The organism is Streptomyces antioxidans (genome assembly GCF_000968685.2).
GTDB classification, from domain to species: Bacteria; Actinomycetota; Actinomycetes; order Streptomycetales; family Streptomycetaceae; genus Streptomyces; species Streptomyces antioxidans.
In genome coordinates this window covers 100,375-115,223 of sequence record NZ_LAKD02000119.1, presented here as the reverse complement: position 1 = coordinate 115,223, position 14,849 = coordinate 100,375, and the positions used below count along the sequence as shown (strand labels likewise).

Annotated in this window: 14 protein-coding genes; 4 read left to right on the top strand and 10 right to left on the bottom strand. The window is 72.5% G+C overall.

From position 1 onward, the window contains the following. Positions 1-194 precede the first annotated feature (194 nt). Entirely contained in the window at positions 195-1,877 is a 1,683-nt protein-coding gene (locus VT50_RS33315) for a DUF885 domain-containing protein (RefSeq protein ID WP_046087559.1), read from the bottom strand. 73 nt (positions 1,878-1,950) lie between these two features. Continuing rightward, positions 1,951-2,445, bottom strand: coding sequence for an Lrp/AsnC family transcriptional regulator (locus VT50_RS33310; protein ID WP_046087560.1), 495 nt, complete (start codon positions 2,443-2,445; stop codon positions 1,951-1,953). 59 nt (positions 2,446-2,504) lie between these two features. On the opposite strand from VT50_RS33310, the gene VT50_RS33305 reads away from it, so the two are divergent. Continuing rightward, a complete protein-coding gene (locus tag VT50_RS33305) occupies positions 2,505-3,866 on the top strand; it encodes a trans-sulfuration enzyme family protein (protein WP_240529405.1) in 1,362 nt (453 codons plus the stop codon). Here VT50_RS33305 and VT50_RS33300 read toward each other — a convergent pair. From VT50_RS33300 to VT50_RS33280, 5 genes are all read right to left on the bottom strand, one after another. Then, positions 3,832-5,121 (bottom strand): GNAT family N-acetyltransferase, encoded by a 1,290-nt coding sequence (locus VT50_RS33300; protein ID WP_046087561.1) that lies wholly within the window; start codon positions 5,119-5,121, stop codon positions 3,832-3,834. The genes VT50_RS33305 and VT50_RS33300 overlap by 35 nt on opposite strands. A 123-nt stretch (positions 5,122-5,244) precedes the next feature. Next, the gene (locus VT50_RS33295) at positions 5,245-5,778 is read right to left on the bottom strand and encodes a DUF1990 family protein (RefSeq protein ID WP_046087562.1); all 534 of its coding nucleotides are present in this window, start codon (positions 5,776-5,778) and stop codon (positions 5,245-5,247) included. Between the two features lie 129 nt (positions 5,779-5,907). After that, entirely contained in the window at positions 5,908-7,500 is a 1,593-nt protein-coding gene (locus VT50_RS33290) for an alkaline phosphatase D family protein (RefSeq protein ID WP_046087563.1), read from the bottom strand. 187 nt (positions 7,501-7,687) lie between these two features. Then, complete coding sequence (locus VT50_RS33285) at positions 7,688-8,518, bottom strand: alpha/beta fold hydrolase (protein ID WP_046087564.1); 831 nt, start codon at positions 8,516-8,518, stop codon at positions 7,688-7,690. Positions 8,519-8,833: 315 nt separating this feature from the next. Beyond that, complete coding sequence (locus VT50_RS33280) at positions 8,834-9,580, bottom strand: SDR family oxidoreductase (protein WP_046087603.1); 747 nt, start codon at positions 9,578-9,580, stop codon at positions 8,834-8,836. Positions 9,581-9,777: 197 nt separating this feature from the next. Between VT50_RS33280 and VT50_RS33275 the strand changes: the two genes are divergently transcribed. Then, complete coding sequence (locus VT50_RS33275; protein WP_046087565.1) at positions 9,778-10,521, top strand: GntR family transcriptional regulator; 744 nt, start codon at positions 9,778-9,780, stop codon at positions 10,519-10,521. Positions 10,522-10,572: 51 nt separating this feature from the next. On the opposite strand, the gene VT50_RS33270 is transcribed toward VT50_RS33275, so the two are convergent. Beyond that, on the bottom strand, positions 10,573-11,793 hold the full coding sequence (locus VT50_RS33270; RefSeq protein ID WP_046087566.1) for an ROK family protein: 1,221 nt from the start codon (positions 11,791-11,793) through the stop codon (positions 10,573-10,575). Between the two features lie 137 nt (positions 11,794-11,930). On the opposite strand from VT50_RS33270, the gene VT50_RS33265 reads away from it, so the two are divergent. Together VT50_RS33265 and VT50_RS33260 are read left to right on the top strand one after the other, a co-directional pair. Next, entirely contained in the window at positions 11,931-12,371 is a 441-nt protein-coding gene (locus VT50_RS33265; RefSeq protein ID WP_046087567.1) for a hypothetical protein, read from the top strand. A gap of 126 nt (positions 12,372-12,497) precedes the next feature. Further along, on the top strand, positions 12,498-13,118 hold the full coding sequence (locus VT50_RS33260; RefSeq protein WP_046087568.1) for an L-threonylcarbamoyladenylate synthase: 621 nt from the start codon (positions 12,498-12,500) through the stop codon (positions 13,116-13,118). On the opposite strand, the gene VT50_RS33255 is transcribed toward VT50_RS33260, so the two are convergent. After that, positions 13,048-13,770: a GNAT family N-acetyltransferase gene (locus VT50_RS33255; protein ID WP_078840798.1), complete on the bottom strand. Its 723-nt coding sequence runs from the start codon at positions 13,768-13,770 to the stop codon at positions 13,048-13,050. The two genes, VT50_RS33260 and VT50_RS33255, sit on opposite strands and share 71 nt — an antisense overlap. A 178-nt stretch (positions 13,771-13,948) precedes the next feature. Then, entirely contained in the window at positions 13,949-14,842 is an 894-nt protein-coding gene (locus tag VT50_RS33250) for a YwqG family protein (protein ID WP_046087569.1), read from the bottom strand. Positions 14,843-14,849 lie beyond the last annotated feature (7 nt).

Below are 14,849 nucleotides of genomic sequence, written 5' to 3'. Positions count from 1 at the left end.
AGGCTCCGTCTCGCGGCTTCGTCCCAGGCCCCGTACCGGGGCTCCGCCCAGGCCTCGCATCGGGCTTCGTCTCAGGCCTCGGCGGTCAGGGGCGGAGAAGACCCTGGGTGGTTCGCCGGACAGTTCTGGAGCGGGGCGGGCCGCATGCTACGGATGTGGCCCGCCACGGCCAAGTCAACCCAAGCGCAACGCGCTCAGAGCGCTGACAGCTCCTCCACCAGGTCATCGAGGCCCAGCGAGCCCTGCGACAGCGCCGCCATGTGCCACTTCTTGGCGTCGAAGGCGTCGCCGTGTGCCTTACGGGCCGCCTCTCGCCCCGTCAGCCAGGCCCGTTCGCCCAGCTTGTAGCCGATGGCCTGGCCCGGCATGCCCAGGTAGCGCACCAGCTCGCTGTCGAGGAAGTCCGCCGGGCGGCCGCAGTGCAGCCCGAAGAACTCGCGCGCCAGCTCCGGGGTCCACCGCTCGCCGGGGTGGAAGGGCGAGTCGGCGGGGATCTCCAGTTCCAGATGCATCCCGATGTCCACGATCACCCGCAGCGCCCGCATCATCTGCGCGTCCAGGTAGCCCAGCCGCCGCTCCGGGTCCGACAGATAGCCCAGCTCGTCCATGAGCCGCTCCGCGTACAGCGCCCAGCCCTCCGCGTTGGCGCTGACCATGCCGACCGTGGCCTGGTAGCGGGAGAGCTGGTCGGAGACGTGCGCCCACTGCGCGAGCTGCAGATGGTGGCCGGGCACGCCCTCGTGGTACCAGGTGGAGACCAGGTCGTAGACGGGGAAGCGGGTCTCGTCCATCGTGGGCAGCCAGGTCCGGCCGGGGCGGGAGAAGTCCACCGACGGCTGGGTGTAGTACGGCGCCGCCGCGCTGCCCGGCGGGGCGATCATCGACTCGACCCGCTTGACCCGCTCGGCCAGGTCGAAGTGGGTGCCGTCCAGCTGCTCGATGGCCTCGTCCATCAGCTCCTGCAGCCACACCCGGGTCTCCTCGACGCCCTCGATATGGGCACCGTGGGCGTCGAGGTGGCGCAGCGCCTCCCACGGGTTGGCGCCGGGCAGGATCTTCTCGGCCTCGGTGCGCATCTCGGCGTGGATCCGGTGGAATTCCGACCAGCCGTACGCGTACGCCTCGTCCAGGTCGAGGTCCGTGCCGTTCCACATCCGGGCCCAGCGGCGGTAGCGCTCACGCCCCACCACATCGGGCGCGCCCTCGACGGCCGGGGCGTAGGTGTCGCGCAGCCAGTCGCGGAGCGCGACCAGCGCGCCCGTGGCCGCGGCGGCGGCCCCGTCCAGCTCACCGCGCAGCGCGTCCGGGCCCTCGGCGGTGAAGTCCGCGAACCAGCCGCCGTCCGTGCCGATCCACTCCGTCAGCTGTCCGAGGACCGTGGCCACCTGCCGGGGCCCGGCGGGCAGGCTCCGCCGCAGCCCCTCGGCGAGCGAGTCGCGGTACCCCTCCAGCGCGGCCGGTACGGCGCGCAGCCGGGCCGCCACCGCCGACCAGTCCTCCTCGGTCTCGGTGGGCATCACGGTGAAGATGCCGCGCACCGAGTGCAGCGGGGAGCTCAGATTGCTGACCGCGCGCAGCTGCTCATCGGCCTCGTGCACGGCCAGTTCGGCGGTCAGCCGCTCCCGCAGCAGCCGGGCGCAGCGGCGCTCGGCGTCGCTGTCCGCGCCGGGGCGCGCCTCGGCCTCGGCCAGCCGGTCCAAGGTGGTGCGGTTGAGGTCGGCGACGGCCTTCGCCCCCTCGGGGGAGAAGTCGGGAAGACGCCGGGAGCTCTCGGGAACGCCCAGGTAGGTGCCGGTGATCGGGTCGAGTTCGACGAGGGCGTCGACATAGCCGTCGGCGACCTGGCGGGGCAGCGGAGCGTTCTTGGTATCGGACATGCGGCCCATCCTCGTACGTTCCGGGGTGCGGCGTCAGCACCAAGGGGGTGTGACGCATGGGAACAGGAGTGTGCTACGGGACTGCTGAGCCGTCCCGGGCGGGCGGCAGCAGCGGGCCGCAGCTCCACTGCTGGAAGATCAGGCGGGTCTCGACCCGTGCCACCTCGCGGCGCGAGGTGAACTCGTCCAGCACCAGCCGCTGGAGATCGGCGGTGTCGGCCACCGCCACATGCACCAGGTAGTCGTCCGGCCCGGCCAGGTGGAACAGCGCCCGGGACTCGGGCAGCGCCCGGATCCGCTCCACGAACGGGCCGACCAGCTCCCGGCGGTGGGGCCGCAGCTGCACCGAGAGCAGGGCCTCGAGACCGCGCCCAAGCCTGGCGGGGTCCAGCCGGAGTTCATGGCCGAGGATCACCCCGGAGCGGCGCAGCCGGGCCACCCGGTCCAGACAGGTCGAGGGCGCCACGCCGACCTGGGCGGCCAGATCGCGGTAGGTGGTCCGGGCGTCGTTCTGCAGCAGCCGCAGAATCTGAAGATCCACCGGATCGAGGGCGACGGTTTCGGCCATCGGCCGAACGTAGCACGGACATCGGCCGCGAGCGTCCGGTGGTTGTTCACCCTTCACCCATGGACATCAGGCAGAGCACGGAGAGCACAGGGAGCACAGCGGGCACGGGAACCGTATGGAGCGCGGAGACCGCGCCGGGCGGTACACAGGGCCCGTACGGCGACGACGCCGCGCTGCACGCGTTCGCCACCGAGGCCGTCCACGCCGGGCGCGAGGACCTTCCGGGCATGGGTCTGCACGCCGTACCCCTGGATCTGTCGACCACCTACCCCTCGTACGACAGCCGCCAGGAGGCCGCTCGTATCGACGCGTTCGCCGCCACCGGCGCCCGGCCGGACGGCCCGCCGGTCTACGCCCGTCTGGACAATCCCACCGTGGCCCGCTTCGAGACCGCCCTGGCCCGGCTGGAGGGCACCGAGAGCGCGGTCGCGTTCGCCAGCGGCATGGCGGCGCTCAGCGCGTGCCTGCTGGCGCGCGGGGCCCAGGGGCTGCGGCATGTGGTGGCGGTCCGGCCGCTGTACGGGTGCAGCGACCATCTGCTGGACACCGGGCTGCTCGGCACCGAGGTCACCTGGGTGGACCCGGCGGGGATCGCGGACGCGATCCGCCCCGACACCGGCCTGGTCATGGTGGAGACCCCGGCCAATCCGACGCTCGCGGAGGTCGATCTGCGGGCCGTGGCCCACTCCTGCGGGACGGTCCCGCTGCTCGCGGACAACACCTTCGCCACCCCGGTGCTGCAGCGCCCGGCCGAGCGGGGCGCGAGCCTGGTCCTGCACAGCGCCACCAAGTACCTCGGCGGACACGGCGATGTGATGGGCGGCGTGGTGGCCTGTGACGAGGAGTTCGCCCGGGTGCTGCGCCAGATGCGGTTCGCCACCGGCGGGGTGCTGCATCCGCTCGCCGGATATCTGCTGCTGCGCGGGCTGTCCACGCTGCCGGTACGGATGCGGGCCGCCTCGGCTACCGCGGCCGAGCTGGCCCGGCGGCTGGCCGCCGACCCCCGGGTGGCCCGCGTCCACTATCCGCGGATCGGCGGGGCGATGGTGGCCTTCGAGCCCCATGGCGATCCGCACGCGGTGATCGGCGGGGTGCGGCTGATCACTCCGGCGGTGAGCCTGGGCAGTGTGGACACCCTCATCCAGCACCCGGCCTCCATCAGCCACCGGATCGTGGCCGAGGGGGACCGCCGCTCCTCGGGGATCGGCGACCGGCTGCTGCGGATGTCGGTCGGGCTCGAGGACGTGGCGGACCTGTGGCGCGATCTGGACCAGGCGCTCGACGGCGGCCCGGCGGGGCGCGACGCCCGCCGGGCGGGGCACGACGACGCTCGCAGGACGGTGGGCGACGGCGCCCGCCGGGCGGGGCACGGGGCCCCGGTCGACCTCAGCGCGCGTGCGGCCGGGCAGGCAGCGGAATGACCGGCCCGGGCGCCGCTGCGGGAGCCTGGTCGAGACGGGCGCTGATCACCAGCGTGCCCTGCTCGATCTGGTAGTCCAGCGGCAGCTCGAGGGCGCGCATCGCGGCCACCATGCCGGTGTTGGCCGACTGGGTGACGGCGTAGACGCATCCGCAGCCGGTCTCGGTGGCCATCGCCACCAGCCGCCGCAGCAGCTCCCCGCCGACGCCGCGGCGCTGCCACTCGTCCTCGACGATCAGCGCCACCTCGGTCTCGTCCCCGTCCCACAGCAGATGGCCGAGGGCCACCAGCCGTCCGGAGGCGGTGTACGCGGCCAGGGTGCGGCCGAGGCGGGGGCTCAGCAGATGGGCGAGATAGCGGTCGGCGTCGGCGACCGGCCCGTGGTAGCGCAGCCCGAGCGTGGCGGAGGAGCAGCGGGCGTGCATCTCGCGGGCGGCGGCCAGATCGCCGGTGTCGGAGCGGCGCAGCGTGATGGCGTTGCCCTCGGGCAGCGTCAGCACATCGCCGCCGTCCGGGATCCGCGGGCCGAGCCGGGCGTCCAGCTCGACCAGCGCCCGGGCCCGGGCGAACTCGGTCGGGGTGAACGGCAGATACGGCCGCTCGATGACGATCGCGCCGCCGGACGGGTCCCGCAGCCGCATCACGGTTTCCTCCAGGACACCTTCGGCGGGCGGTGTGTTCTCCAGTGACCGTCCGCTGAGGGACTTGGCGGGAACGGAGTGAATGGTGCAGCGGCCGAACAACTGGCGCAGGGCGAGCGGGAGTTCGGCGGCATCCAGGGCGGTGCGGGTGGCCAGCGTCAGCGCCCTGGTCGGCGCGTCCACCAGGTCGTGGGTGTCGGCGCGCTCGACCCAGGTGTCACGGCCGCCCGCGGCGGCGACGGCGTCGGTCAGCCCGTCGGACGGCAGGGCCTCGGGGGCGCGCAGCAGGAACTCGTCCACCGTGCCGTCCGTCAGCGGATGGGTCTGCAGGGCCAGGATGTCGACCCGGTGCCCGGCCAGCGCCGCGCACAGCGCGGCGAGGGTGCCCGGCTCGTCCCGTACGGTCGTGCGCATCCGCCACAGCGCGGTGGCCTCGGGGGCCGTGGTCTCCGAGGTCGTGGTCTCCGGGGCGCCCGCGGCGTGGGCTTCGGCCGCGGGCGAGGGTGAGCCGCCCGGCGGCGCGTGGCCCTGACGCCGTGACCACCATGCGACCAGATCCTGCCGCCAGCGGGGGCGGTGCCGGTGAGGGGGCTGGGGGGTCGCTCGAAGTGTCATGCAAACACCCTCGCGCAGGGGTGTTGCGTGATCACGAACAGACTGTGACCTATGGGTTAAGGGTGCATCTGGCAATGGAAGCTTATTTTGTCCGAAATCAAAAGGTTGAAGCCTGAGGTTCCGTCACCCTGCCGCCCACCTGCGCAGTACTCTGCCGCACCGCCGTGCGTACGCCCGCTGGAAGAGCGGCACCAGCGGCCCACCGGCCCGGCCGAACCAGGACTCCGAACGGCTGAACGCGGTCACCGTCAGTATCACCGAGCCATCCGGCTCCAGCTCCACCACGAACGACTCCTCGCCCCGCTCCGGATGGCCGGGCAGCGTGCCGTACGCGAAGCCGGTCCGCGACTCCTCGGCGACCGTCCACACCACCTCGCACGGCGCGCGCAGCCGCAGCCGCCCGACTCCGAGGCCCACCACGACCGGCCGCCCCGGCGTGGCGGCCGGATCCGCGGCGCGGATCGACACCCCCACCGCGCGGTGCATCCGCCAGTCCACGACCGCCCGCCCGGCCGCCTCGAACGTGGCCCGCCCGTGGCCCACACGGGTCCGCACCCGCAGATGGCGGTAGCCGGACGGCAGCGGCCACCGCCGGGTGGCGCCCACCTCCGGATAGGTGAGCCGGGAGGCCCGACCGGGGGCGTCACTGGATCCCATGCCCGTACGGTACGCGGCGCCCTTACGGTGCGCGTCTCGGGATCGTGGCGGCCTTACGGTGCGCGCCACCGGTGCGCGGCGCCCTTACGGTGGCCGCCACCCGGATCGTGGCGGCCTTACGGCGCGCGGCTACTGGCCGACCAGCCCCGGTCGCAGCACCTTGGTGAACAGCACCTTGCCGCCGTCCTCGCGCAGCCGGACCGTCATCTCGGCGCTGTCGCCGTCGATGTCCACCTCGCCGTAGAACTGGAAGCCCTCGGCGGGCGAGACGTTCGCCACGGTCGGCGCCTTGACGAAGGGCTGCTCGGGGCCGAACGTGCCATCCAGCCCGACCGCCGGGAACGCGCCCGCGTTCAGCGGACCGGAGACGAACTCCCAGAACGGCGCGAAGTCCTTGAACGCCGCCCGCGAGGGGTCGTAGTGCTGCGCCGAGGTGTAGTGGACGTCCGCCGTCAGCCACACCGTGCCGGTGATCCTCCGGTGCTTGATGTGCCGCAGCAGCTCGGCCAGCTGGAGCTCACGGCCGAGCGGGGCGCCCGGGTCGCCCTGCGCGACGGCCTCGAAGTCGGTCTTCCCGTCCGGGACCACCAGGCCCAGCGGCATATCGCAGGCGATGACCTTCCACACCGCGCGCGACCGCGACAGCTCGCGCTTGAGCCACGCCAACTGCCCGGCGCCGAGGATGCCTTGGGTGTCCTCCGGCTGGCGGTTCGGCGAGTTGGGGTCGCGGTACGTACGGCAGTCCAGCACGAAGACGTCCAGCAGCGGGCCCTGGTGCTGGACCCGGTAGACCCGGCCGCTCGCGTCCGGGCGCAGCGTGCTGATCGGGAAGTACTCGGCGAACGCCCGGCGGGCGCGGGCGGCCAGCACGTCGACGTTCTTCTCGGTGTAGCGGTCGTCGACCAGGATCTCGCCCGGGTACCAGTTGTTGAGCACCTCGTGGTCGTCCCACTGGGTGATCGTGGGCACCTCGGCGTGGAACCGGCGCAGGGCGGGGTCGAGCAGGTTGTAGCGGAAGTTGCCGCGGAACTCGTCCAGCGTCTCGGCGACCTTGGCCTTCTCCGGGGTGATGAGGTTGCGCCAGGTGGAGCCGTCGGGCAGTTTGACGGTCTCCGTCAGCGGACCGTCCGCGTAGATGTTGTCGCCGCTGCACAGGAAGAAGTCCGGCTCGCGGCGGCGCATCTCCTCGAAGACGCGGTAGCCGCCGTGTTCGGGGTTGATGCCCCAGCCCTGGCCCGCCAGATCGCCCGACCAGACGAAACGCACGCCCTTACGGCGCTCGGGAACCGTACGGAACGTGCCGTGCACCGGCTCACCCGTGCGGCGCGGGTCCTCCGGGTCGGCCAGCAGCACCCGGTAGTGCACCTGGCTCCCGGCGGGCAGGCCGTGCAGCGCGGTGCGCCCGGTGAAGTCGGTGCCGGGGCCGACCAGCGGGCCGTGCCAGCGCTTGGCCCGCGCGAAGGACTCGGTCGCGGAGGTCTCCACGATCATCCTCGTCGGACGGTCGGAGCGGACCCACACCAGCCCCGACGACGTCGTCACATCGCCCACCTGAACGCCCCACCGGGCGCCCGGACGTCCCGACAGTGCCTGAGCGGGTGCGCCGGACGCGGCCGACGCGGTGGCCGATGCCACGGCGGGCACCGCGAGGGCCGCCGAGGCGGCCGCCGATCCCCGCACTACCGCGCGCCGCCCGATCCCTCTGCCCGATTCCCGCCCCATGGTGCCCTCCGTCGCTCGTAGAACCGCTGTGCTGTTGTGTTTGTTATCGGTGCAAGGTGCCGCCCTTGCGAACGCCCAGTGAATATCGGTGCGGCCGCCCGGAGTAAAGACCCCGGACGCGGCGCGGTGCGGAGTTGCGGTGCGGGGGGCGAGGTACGGAGGTCTAGTCGCGGAGGCGGCGGGGCCGTCAGCGGCTGCCGTCCAGGATGACGCGGGCGACCAGCGCGGGGTCGTCGTTCATGGGCACATGGCCGCAGCCGGGGAGGCGGACCAGCCGGGCACCGGGGATCACCCGTTTGGCGCGGACGCCCTGGCGGCGCGGCATCAGCCGGTCGCGCGAGCCCCAGGCGATGGTGACCGGGACATCGGGGATGTCGTGCGTGAACAGCCCGGAGCCTCCGGCGGCCAGCGTGGCGTCGAAGCCGACCGCCTCGCGCATCGCCCGCGTCTCGGCGATGACGGCGTCCGGTGAACGCCGCGCGGGCCGGGCGTAGATGGTGCCGGTCAGCGCGGCCCGTCCGGCCGCGCCGCGGGCCAGCCACGCCACCATGGGCGGCGGCAGCACCCGCGCCCCGGCCCGCATCGCGGACAGCACGCCGAAGGCGTAGCGGCGCTCGGCCTCGGTCCAGAACCGGGCGGGGGACAGCGCGGTGACGGACCGTACGAGCCCCAGTCGGCCCAGCTCCAGGGCGATGAGTCCGCCGAGCGAGTTCCCGGCCACATCGGGGCGCCTGGTGCCCAGGGCCTCGAAGAGCGCGTCGAGTACGGGTATGACGCCGTCCAGGTCATAGGGGATGCCGTCCGGCAGCGCGTCCGACGCTCCGAAACCGGGCAGATCCACGGCGATCACATCGCGCTCGACCGCGAGGATGTCGAGCACCGGCTCCCACGCCTGCCAGTGGTGGCCGATGCCGTGCAGCAGCACCAACGGCCGTCCCGCGCCGCGCCGTTCGTGGACGACCCGGGCCGTGCGGGGGCCGCCGGGGGTGGCGACGGAGAAGGAGAGGGACGCGGGCATCGGGTGGCTCCTCACGATCGGCGTTCCGGCGGGCGCATGCGGCGTATGAGACAGCATGTCAGCAAGAGTTACCGGAGGGTAGACCCGATGGCGGATGGCGGTTAGCGGACGGCGGTCGGCGGATGACCGGCCGCCGACCGCCGTACAACGGCACACCGCCGACGGCCCGGGTGACCGTACGTCGCCGACGCCCGGACAATGGCGGGCCGCCGACCGTCGCTGACGGCCGTACAGCGGGCACATCGCCGCCAGCCCGTACAACCGCACACCGCCGGGCTACCGCGCGTCGCCGAGCGCGAGCGAGCGCGGCCGTCGTTACAGCCCGCCCGCGACCCGCAACACCGCCCCCGTCGTGTACGACGCCTCCGGCGACAGCAGCCACGCCACCGCGCCCGCGATCTCCTCCGGCTCGCCAGGGCGTCCCATCGGCACCCGCCCCGGGTCGCGCCACGGCCGCTCGGGGTCGCCCATCCGCGCGTGGATGTCGGTCAGCGTCATCCCGGGCTGGACCGAGTTCACCCGGATCCCCTCCGCAGCCAGTTCCTTCGACAGCCCCACGGTCATCGCGTCGACCGCCGCCTTGCTGGCCGCGTAGTGCACATACTCCCCGGGGCTGCCGGTCGTCGCCGCGCCCGAGGAGATGTTGACGATGGCGCCGCCCTCCCCGCCGTGGCGCGTGGACATCTCGCGCGCCGCGCGCCGGGCGCACAGCAGGGCCCCGGTCACATTGACGTCCACGACGCGCCGCATCACCTCCGGTGAGGTCTCGGTGAAGCGGCCCAACGGCCCGGTGATCCCGGCGTTGTTGACCAGTCCAGTGATCGGGCCCAGCTCTTCCCGTACCTGGTCGAACATCGCCTCCACCTGTTCCGCATCGCTGGTGTCGGCCCGGACGGCCATCGACCGCACACCCTCCGCGCGCACCGCCGCCGCCCACCGCTCGGCCGCGTCCCTGGCGAGCTCGTAGCCGATCGCGACGCTGTGCCCGGCGCGCGCGAGCCGCACCGCCACCGCCGCGCCGATGCCGCGACTGCCCCCCGTGACCACCGTGACCTGGTCCATGCCCATCAGCTCAGCTCCGCCCCGTTACGCATCCTGCTCCGACGGTCACCGACGATAACCGCTCGGAGAATTGGTCTTGACCAAGTGCCGCACGCAGCCTTATCGTCGCATTGATACTGCAACAACCTTTAATAAAGAAGCGCGCATAACTGTGAAGGCGTGCGGGACCGTCGACCGTCGGAATCAAGGGGGACAGGGTGGGGACCACGCAGCTGGAATCGGTGCCAGAGCCCAAGTACTGGCATCTGAAGACCGTGCTCAGTGACGCACTCGACTCGGAGTTCGCGGTCGGGGAGATCCTGCCCAACGAGCGCGAGCTGGCCGCCCGCTTCGGTGTCGCCCGCGCCACCCTCCGACAGGCCCTCGAGCAGCTTGAGCTGGAGGGCAGGCTGCAGCGCCGCCGCGGCGTCGGCACCACCGTCGCCCCGCCCCGCGTCGGCGTGGCCGTCGGGGACTACGCCCATGGCTGGACCGACACCTCCGCCGAGGACACCTGGCAGACCGTCGACAGCACCGAGACGGCCCCGCCCGCCGAGGTCGCCCGGCTGCTGGAGATCGACCCCGACACCCCGGTCCACCGGGTGCGCCGCACCCGGATGAGCCACGGCCAGCCGCTCGCCGCCGAGCTGCTGTACGTACCGGCCGAGTCCGTCCCCGGCCTCGCCGCCATCGACACCCCGAGCGGACTGGCCCGGGCCCGCACCGTGCTGCGCGAGCTGCGCAGGCTGGAGCTGGAGGGCCGGGAGCAGACCGTGGAGCTCGGCTCGGCCCGCGCGGACGACGCCAAGGAGCTCGACCGGCTGCCCGGGGCCCCCGTCCTCCTCGTGACCACCCGCTATGTGGCCCAGGGCCGCACCGCGGCCGTCGCCGTGGCCACCTACCGGGCCGACACCTGCCGACTCACCTTCGGCGACGCGGGCGAGGAGCTGCTGGCGGGCTGAGCAGGGACGCGGGCGAGCAGGTGCTGGCGGGCTGAGCCGGGCCCACCCGCTTCAGCGACCCGCGCGGCGGGTCGTCACCGTACTGTCGACCGCGAAGAGCTCCTGCTCCACATGGTCCAGGGCCAGCCGCAGCGCCCCCGTGGCCACCGCCGCCTCGCCGAGCAGCGAGAGCGCGACCTGCGGGGGCCGCAGACAGTAGCGCGACAGCTCATCGCGCAGCGGGGCCAGCACCCCGTCGAGACCGGCGGCCCAGCCGCCCACCACCACGACCTCGGGGTCCAGCGCCAGCACCAGGGCCGCCGTGTCATGCACCAGCCTGCGGACGAATCGGTCCACGGCCGCGCGCGCCCGTACGTCGCCCTCCCGGGCCAGCGCGAAGACATGCGCCACCTGCGCCTCGTCCAGCGGGCTCAGCGGCTCCCCGGTCGTGGAAAGTACCTCCTCCGGGGCGGCCTCGCGGCCCAGCAGATGCAGCGCCCCGATCTCCCCGGCCGCGCCGGCGAAGCCGCGGTGGAGCCGCCCGCCGATCAACGACCCGGCCCCCGGGCTCAGCCCGGCCAGCACGAAGACCACATCGTCCGAACCGGCCGCCGCGCCCTTCCAGTGCTCGGCCACCGCGGCGGTGTTCGCGTCGTTCTCCACCAGCACCGGACAGCGGAAGGACCGCCGCAGCCGCTCGCCCAGGGGCAGCCCGGTCCAGCCGGGGAGCGCGGTGCACAGATGCACGGTGCCGTCGGCCTCGACGATGCCGGGGCTGGCCACCCCGACCGCGCGCAGCGAGAACCGGGCCACCCCCGCGCGCCGCAGCAGATCCGCGACCGCGGTGCGCAACCGCTCCAGCCGCTCGTCCGCGGACGCCTTCTCTGACACCTCGCGCACGATCGAGCCGAGCGGGCGGCCGTCGAGGTCCGACAGGAGCGCGGCCACCCGGTGCGGCCCTATCTCTATGCCCAGCAGATGCCCGGCCTCGGCCCGGAAGCGGAAGCGGCGGGCGGGGCGCCCCTGGCGGCGGACACCGCCCTCCTCGGCGGGCACCTCGACCACCAGACCGCTGTCGGCCAGCCCGTCGATCACCCCCTCGACGGTGGGCCGGGAGAGCCCGGTCACCCGGGTCAGATCGGTGAGGCTCGCGCTCCCGGCGCAGCCCCCCGCCTCGCCCTCGCCACCCCCGGTGGCCGTGCCGGACGCGGTCGCCGCGCGCAGCGCGTGCAGGACCACTGCGGAGTTGATGCGTCGCAGCAGGGACGGATCCCCACCGGTGAGCCGCCCCAACGTCGGCCTCCCTCCCAGTGCGTACCCGCCGGATCGTATCCGCTGGGCGCGGCGGCGGCGAGTGCTTCTTCCCAGGTCGGGCCACCCTGCCAGCTGACGGGCCGCCAGGTGTCTGACCTACGCGGTTTACTAGCACGATGACCAGTACGGCGGACCACGTGGCCACGATCGATCACCTGCGCGCGCGGGACTTCCCCGCACGGCCGACCGCCGACGGACGGGTGGAGAGCGGCCCGGGCTTCCATATCGCCGACCTCCGGGTCAGCGAGGACTTCTGGGACGCGGATCTGAGCCGGGTCGAGGAGGTGCTGGAGGAGTTCGAGGCCGAGCTGAGCGCGCTGGACCGGGTGCTGACCTCGCGGTGGGGCGCCCCCGACGTCCTCGACCTCACCGACTCCCTCGAGCGCTCGGCGATGGGCGATCCGGTGCCGCCCCCGCTGGACACCCTGTGTGGTTACGTCCCCGAGCTGCGCGTATGGCGCGTCAACGGCCGCTGGGTGGGGCTGGGGGTCGGGCAGGGCGACCGCGAGTCGCCGTTCCAGCTGTTGGTGGCGATGGGGGAGGAGGGTGCGATATGACACCCCTCCGGCGCTGGCTGCGACGGATGCCGACGGTACGGCTCGGGCGGATACCGCGCGGGACGGTGCGAACAGCGTCCGGGGCACGACACGACCGGAGGTGTCCTGATCGCATAGGCTCGACGGATGGCGAAGTACTACGATGTGCACCCCCAGAATCCACAGCAGCGCACCATCAGCAATGTGGCCGAAATGATCCGCTCCGGCGCGCTCATCGCCTACCCGACGGACTCCTGCTTCGCACTGGGATGCCGACTGGGCAATCGCGACGGCATCGGCCGGATCCGGTCGATCCGAAACCTCGACGAGCGTCACCACTTCACGCTGGTGTGCCAGAACTTCGCGCAGCTGGGCCAGTTCGTGCACGTCGACAAGGACGTGTTCCGGGTGATCAAGGCAGCGACGCCCGGCAGTTTCACCTTCATCCTCCCGGCGACGAAGGAGGTGCCGCGGCAGCTGCTGCACCCGAAGAAGAAGACGGTCGGAGTCCGGATCCCCGACCATGCCGCCACTCAGGCCCTGCTCGCCGACCTCGGTGAGCCGCTGCTCTCCAGCACCCTGCTCCTGCCCGATGAGGACGAGCCGATGACGCAGGGCTGGGAGATCAAAGAACGGCTCGACCACGTCGTGGACGCCGTGGTGGACTCGGGTGACTGCGGGACCGAGCCGACCACGGTCATTGACCTGTCCGGGGGCGAGGCCGAGATCGTCCGTCGCGGGGCGGGCGACACAGCACGGTTCGAGTGACCGCGTCGGCATCAAGCGGGTGGAACCCGCGGGCAGGGACCTCGAAGACGAGTTCGCGACCGTCCACCTCGTCCCAGTGTTCTCCGACCTCGACGAAGCCGAAGCCCGAGATCGTGGCCAGGGATGCCACGTTGTCGGGGCTGATCGTCGCCCGCACGGTCGTGACCGCGGGTTCGGCCGCTGCCCGGCGCAGCAGCTCGCTCAGCGCGGACCGGGCGTATCCCTGCCGACGGAAGTCGGGAGCGATGGAGTAGCCGATTTCCACCGTGCCGAACTCATCGGGCGGTCCGTGGAACCCGGCGTGTCCGACGACGAGACCCTTGTCGCCGACGACCGCTTGCCGTGCCATCCACCCCGCGCGGCCGGGATCCGCGGCCATCTGGCCGAGCCGGAACTGCCACAGCCACCGTGCCGTGTCGGTCACGAAGTACTCGGTCAGCGAAACCCCGGCGATCCCGCTGGCTCCGGACAGGTCCCCATCCAGCAACGCGGACATCGCCCCGCCGGACAACTCGACAAAGCGGATGCGTTTCGGGCTCCGCACGAGCGGGCTTGGGTGATCGGCTTCATCTGTCACCCGCGGATGCTCGCCGACCGCCCCCAAAGTGTCCAGCGATTTCGAGGCGCTCGGGCCACCAGCCCGCGACACCATCCACCACGGCGCTACTGAACTTGATCGAGTGATGTCGGTGCCGTTCGCCTGACGGCTGGACCTCGGCACCGCGATAGCCCTGGGGTGTGAGGTACGCGCGGGGCGGCGGGCTGAAATTGCCGCTGCCCTGCGGATCAGCGTGCGGTCGATCGAACGGTGGCGCCGGAGCCGCGCGCGGTCAAGAACAGTCTGAGCGGTAGGCGAAGGGCCTCTCGGGGCAGCTGGTGCATTCGAACAGGTAGATGCCGCCCATGTCGCCGAGCGTGAGACCAGGAGGGCATTGAATCTCGGTGCGTTGTTCGTAAGGAAGGTCCCAGATGGTTCCCGTGGCCGGGGTGTCCTCGATGGGCAGCCACGTGCGCCAGCTCTCGCCGTCGAACTCGGAGCTGTTGATCGTCAGAAGATGCTCCATGCGCACACTGCATGTAGGGCACGTCGGCCAGTTGGGCTCTTGCGTCCACGTCGGGTACCCGCCGACCTTGACGCCGTCCGCCACGGAGAGGTGGGACCAGTAAGACCAGCCGGTTTCCTCCTCCATCTGCTCGAACCCGACGTCGAGCGCGTCGGCGACCTCGTCCGGGAGGTCCCAGCTCGGGTAGTCGGTGACGCGCTCAGGGTGCAGGACGCACGGGTCCGGAAGGTAGTTGTTGTCAGGGCCGGTCGGGCAGGGTGGATCGGCCGGCTGTAGGTCGCTCAGAGAGCTGTCCCGCCAATAGACCTCGGGGCGGGGAACATAGCCGTCCTCGTGGTCGAAGGGGCACCAGAGCACCTGCAGTAGATCGGTGGCGCTGGGGAAGGCCAGGTCAGGCACGTCGGTTGCGAACAGCTGGAGGACCGGGACGAGCGGGATCGGTCCCTGGGCGGGAGGGGAGAACGCCGTACGCGGGTGGTCGTCCTCGCAGTGCGGCCAGGGCTCCGAGAGCGGCCAGAGCACGGGACCGCCGAGCGAGCTTTCCCGCGCGCTTGGATCACCGAGGCGCGGATGCAGGCGAACGGCCGTCTTCCGATAGCTGGCCACCTCCGGGAACAGCGTCTCGACATCGAGCGGACGTGGCGGGGTGGTGCGAGCCATCGGACGT

What these genes read in the sequence shown, in the direction of transcription:
- VT50_RS33315 (WP_046087559.1), bottom strand. Translation starts at nt 1,877, where the DNA reads ATGTCCGATACCAAGAACGCTCCGCTGCCCCGCCAGGTCGCCGACGGC.
- VT50_RS33310 (WP_046087560.1), bottom strand. Translation starts at nt 2,445, where the DNA reads ATGGCCGAAACCGTCGCCCTCGATCCGGTGGATCTTCAGATTCTGCGG.
- VT50_RS33305 (WP_240529405.1), top strand. Translation starts at nt 2,505, where the DNA reads ATGGACATCAGGCAGAGCACGGAGAGCACAGGGAGCACAGCGGGCACG.
- VT50_RS33300 (WP_046087561.1), bottom strand. Translation starts at nt 5,121, where the DNA reads ATGACACTTCGAGCGACCCCCCAGCCCCCTCACCGGCACCGCCCCCGC.
- VT50_RS33295 (WP_046087562.1), bottom strand. Translation starts at nt 5,778, where the DNA reads ATGGGATCCAGTGACGCCCCCGGTCGGGCCTCCCGGCTCACCTATCCG.
- VT50_RS33290 (WP_046087563.1), bottom strand. Translation starts at nt 7,500, where the DNA reads ATGGGGCGGGAATCGGGCAGAGGGATCGGGCGGCGCGCGGTAGTGCGG.
- VT50_RS33285 (WP_046087564.1), bottom strand. Translation starts at nt 8,518, where the DNA reads ATGCCCGCGTCCCTCTCCTTCTCCGTCGCCACCCCCGGCGGCCCCCGC.
- VT50_RS33280 (WP_046087603.1), bottom strand. Translation starts at nt 9,580, where the DNA reads ATGGACCAGGTCACGGTGGTCACGGGGGGCAGTCGCGGCATCGGCGCG.
- VT50_RS33265 (WP_046087567.1), top strand. Translation starts at nt 11,931, where the DNA reads ATGACCAGTACGGCGGACCACGTGGCCACGATCGATCACCTGCGCGCG.
- VT50_RS33260 (WP_046087568.1), top strand. Translation starts at nt 12,498, where the DNA reads ATGGCGAAGTACTACGATGTGCACCCCCAGAATCCACAGCAGCGCACC.
- VT50_RS33255 (WP_078840798.1), bottom strand. Translation starts at nt 13,770, where the DNA reads ATGGTGTCGCGGGCTGGTGGCCCGAGCGCCTCGAAATCGCTGGACACT.
- VT50_RS33250 (WP_046087569.1), bottom strand. Translation starts at nt 14,842, where the DNA reads ATGGCTCGCACCACCCCGCCACGTCCGCTCGATGTCGAGACGCTGTTC.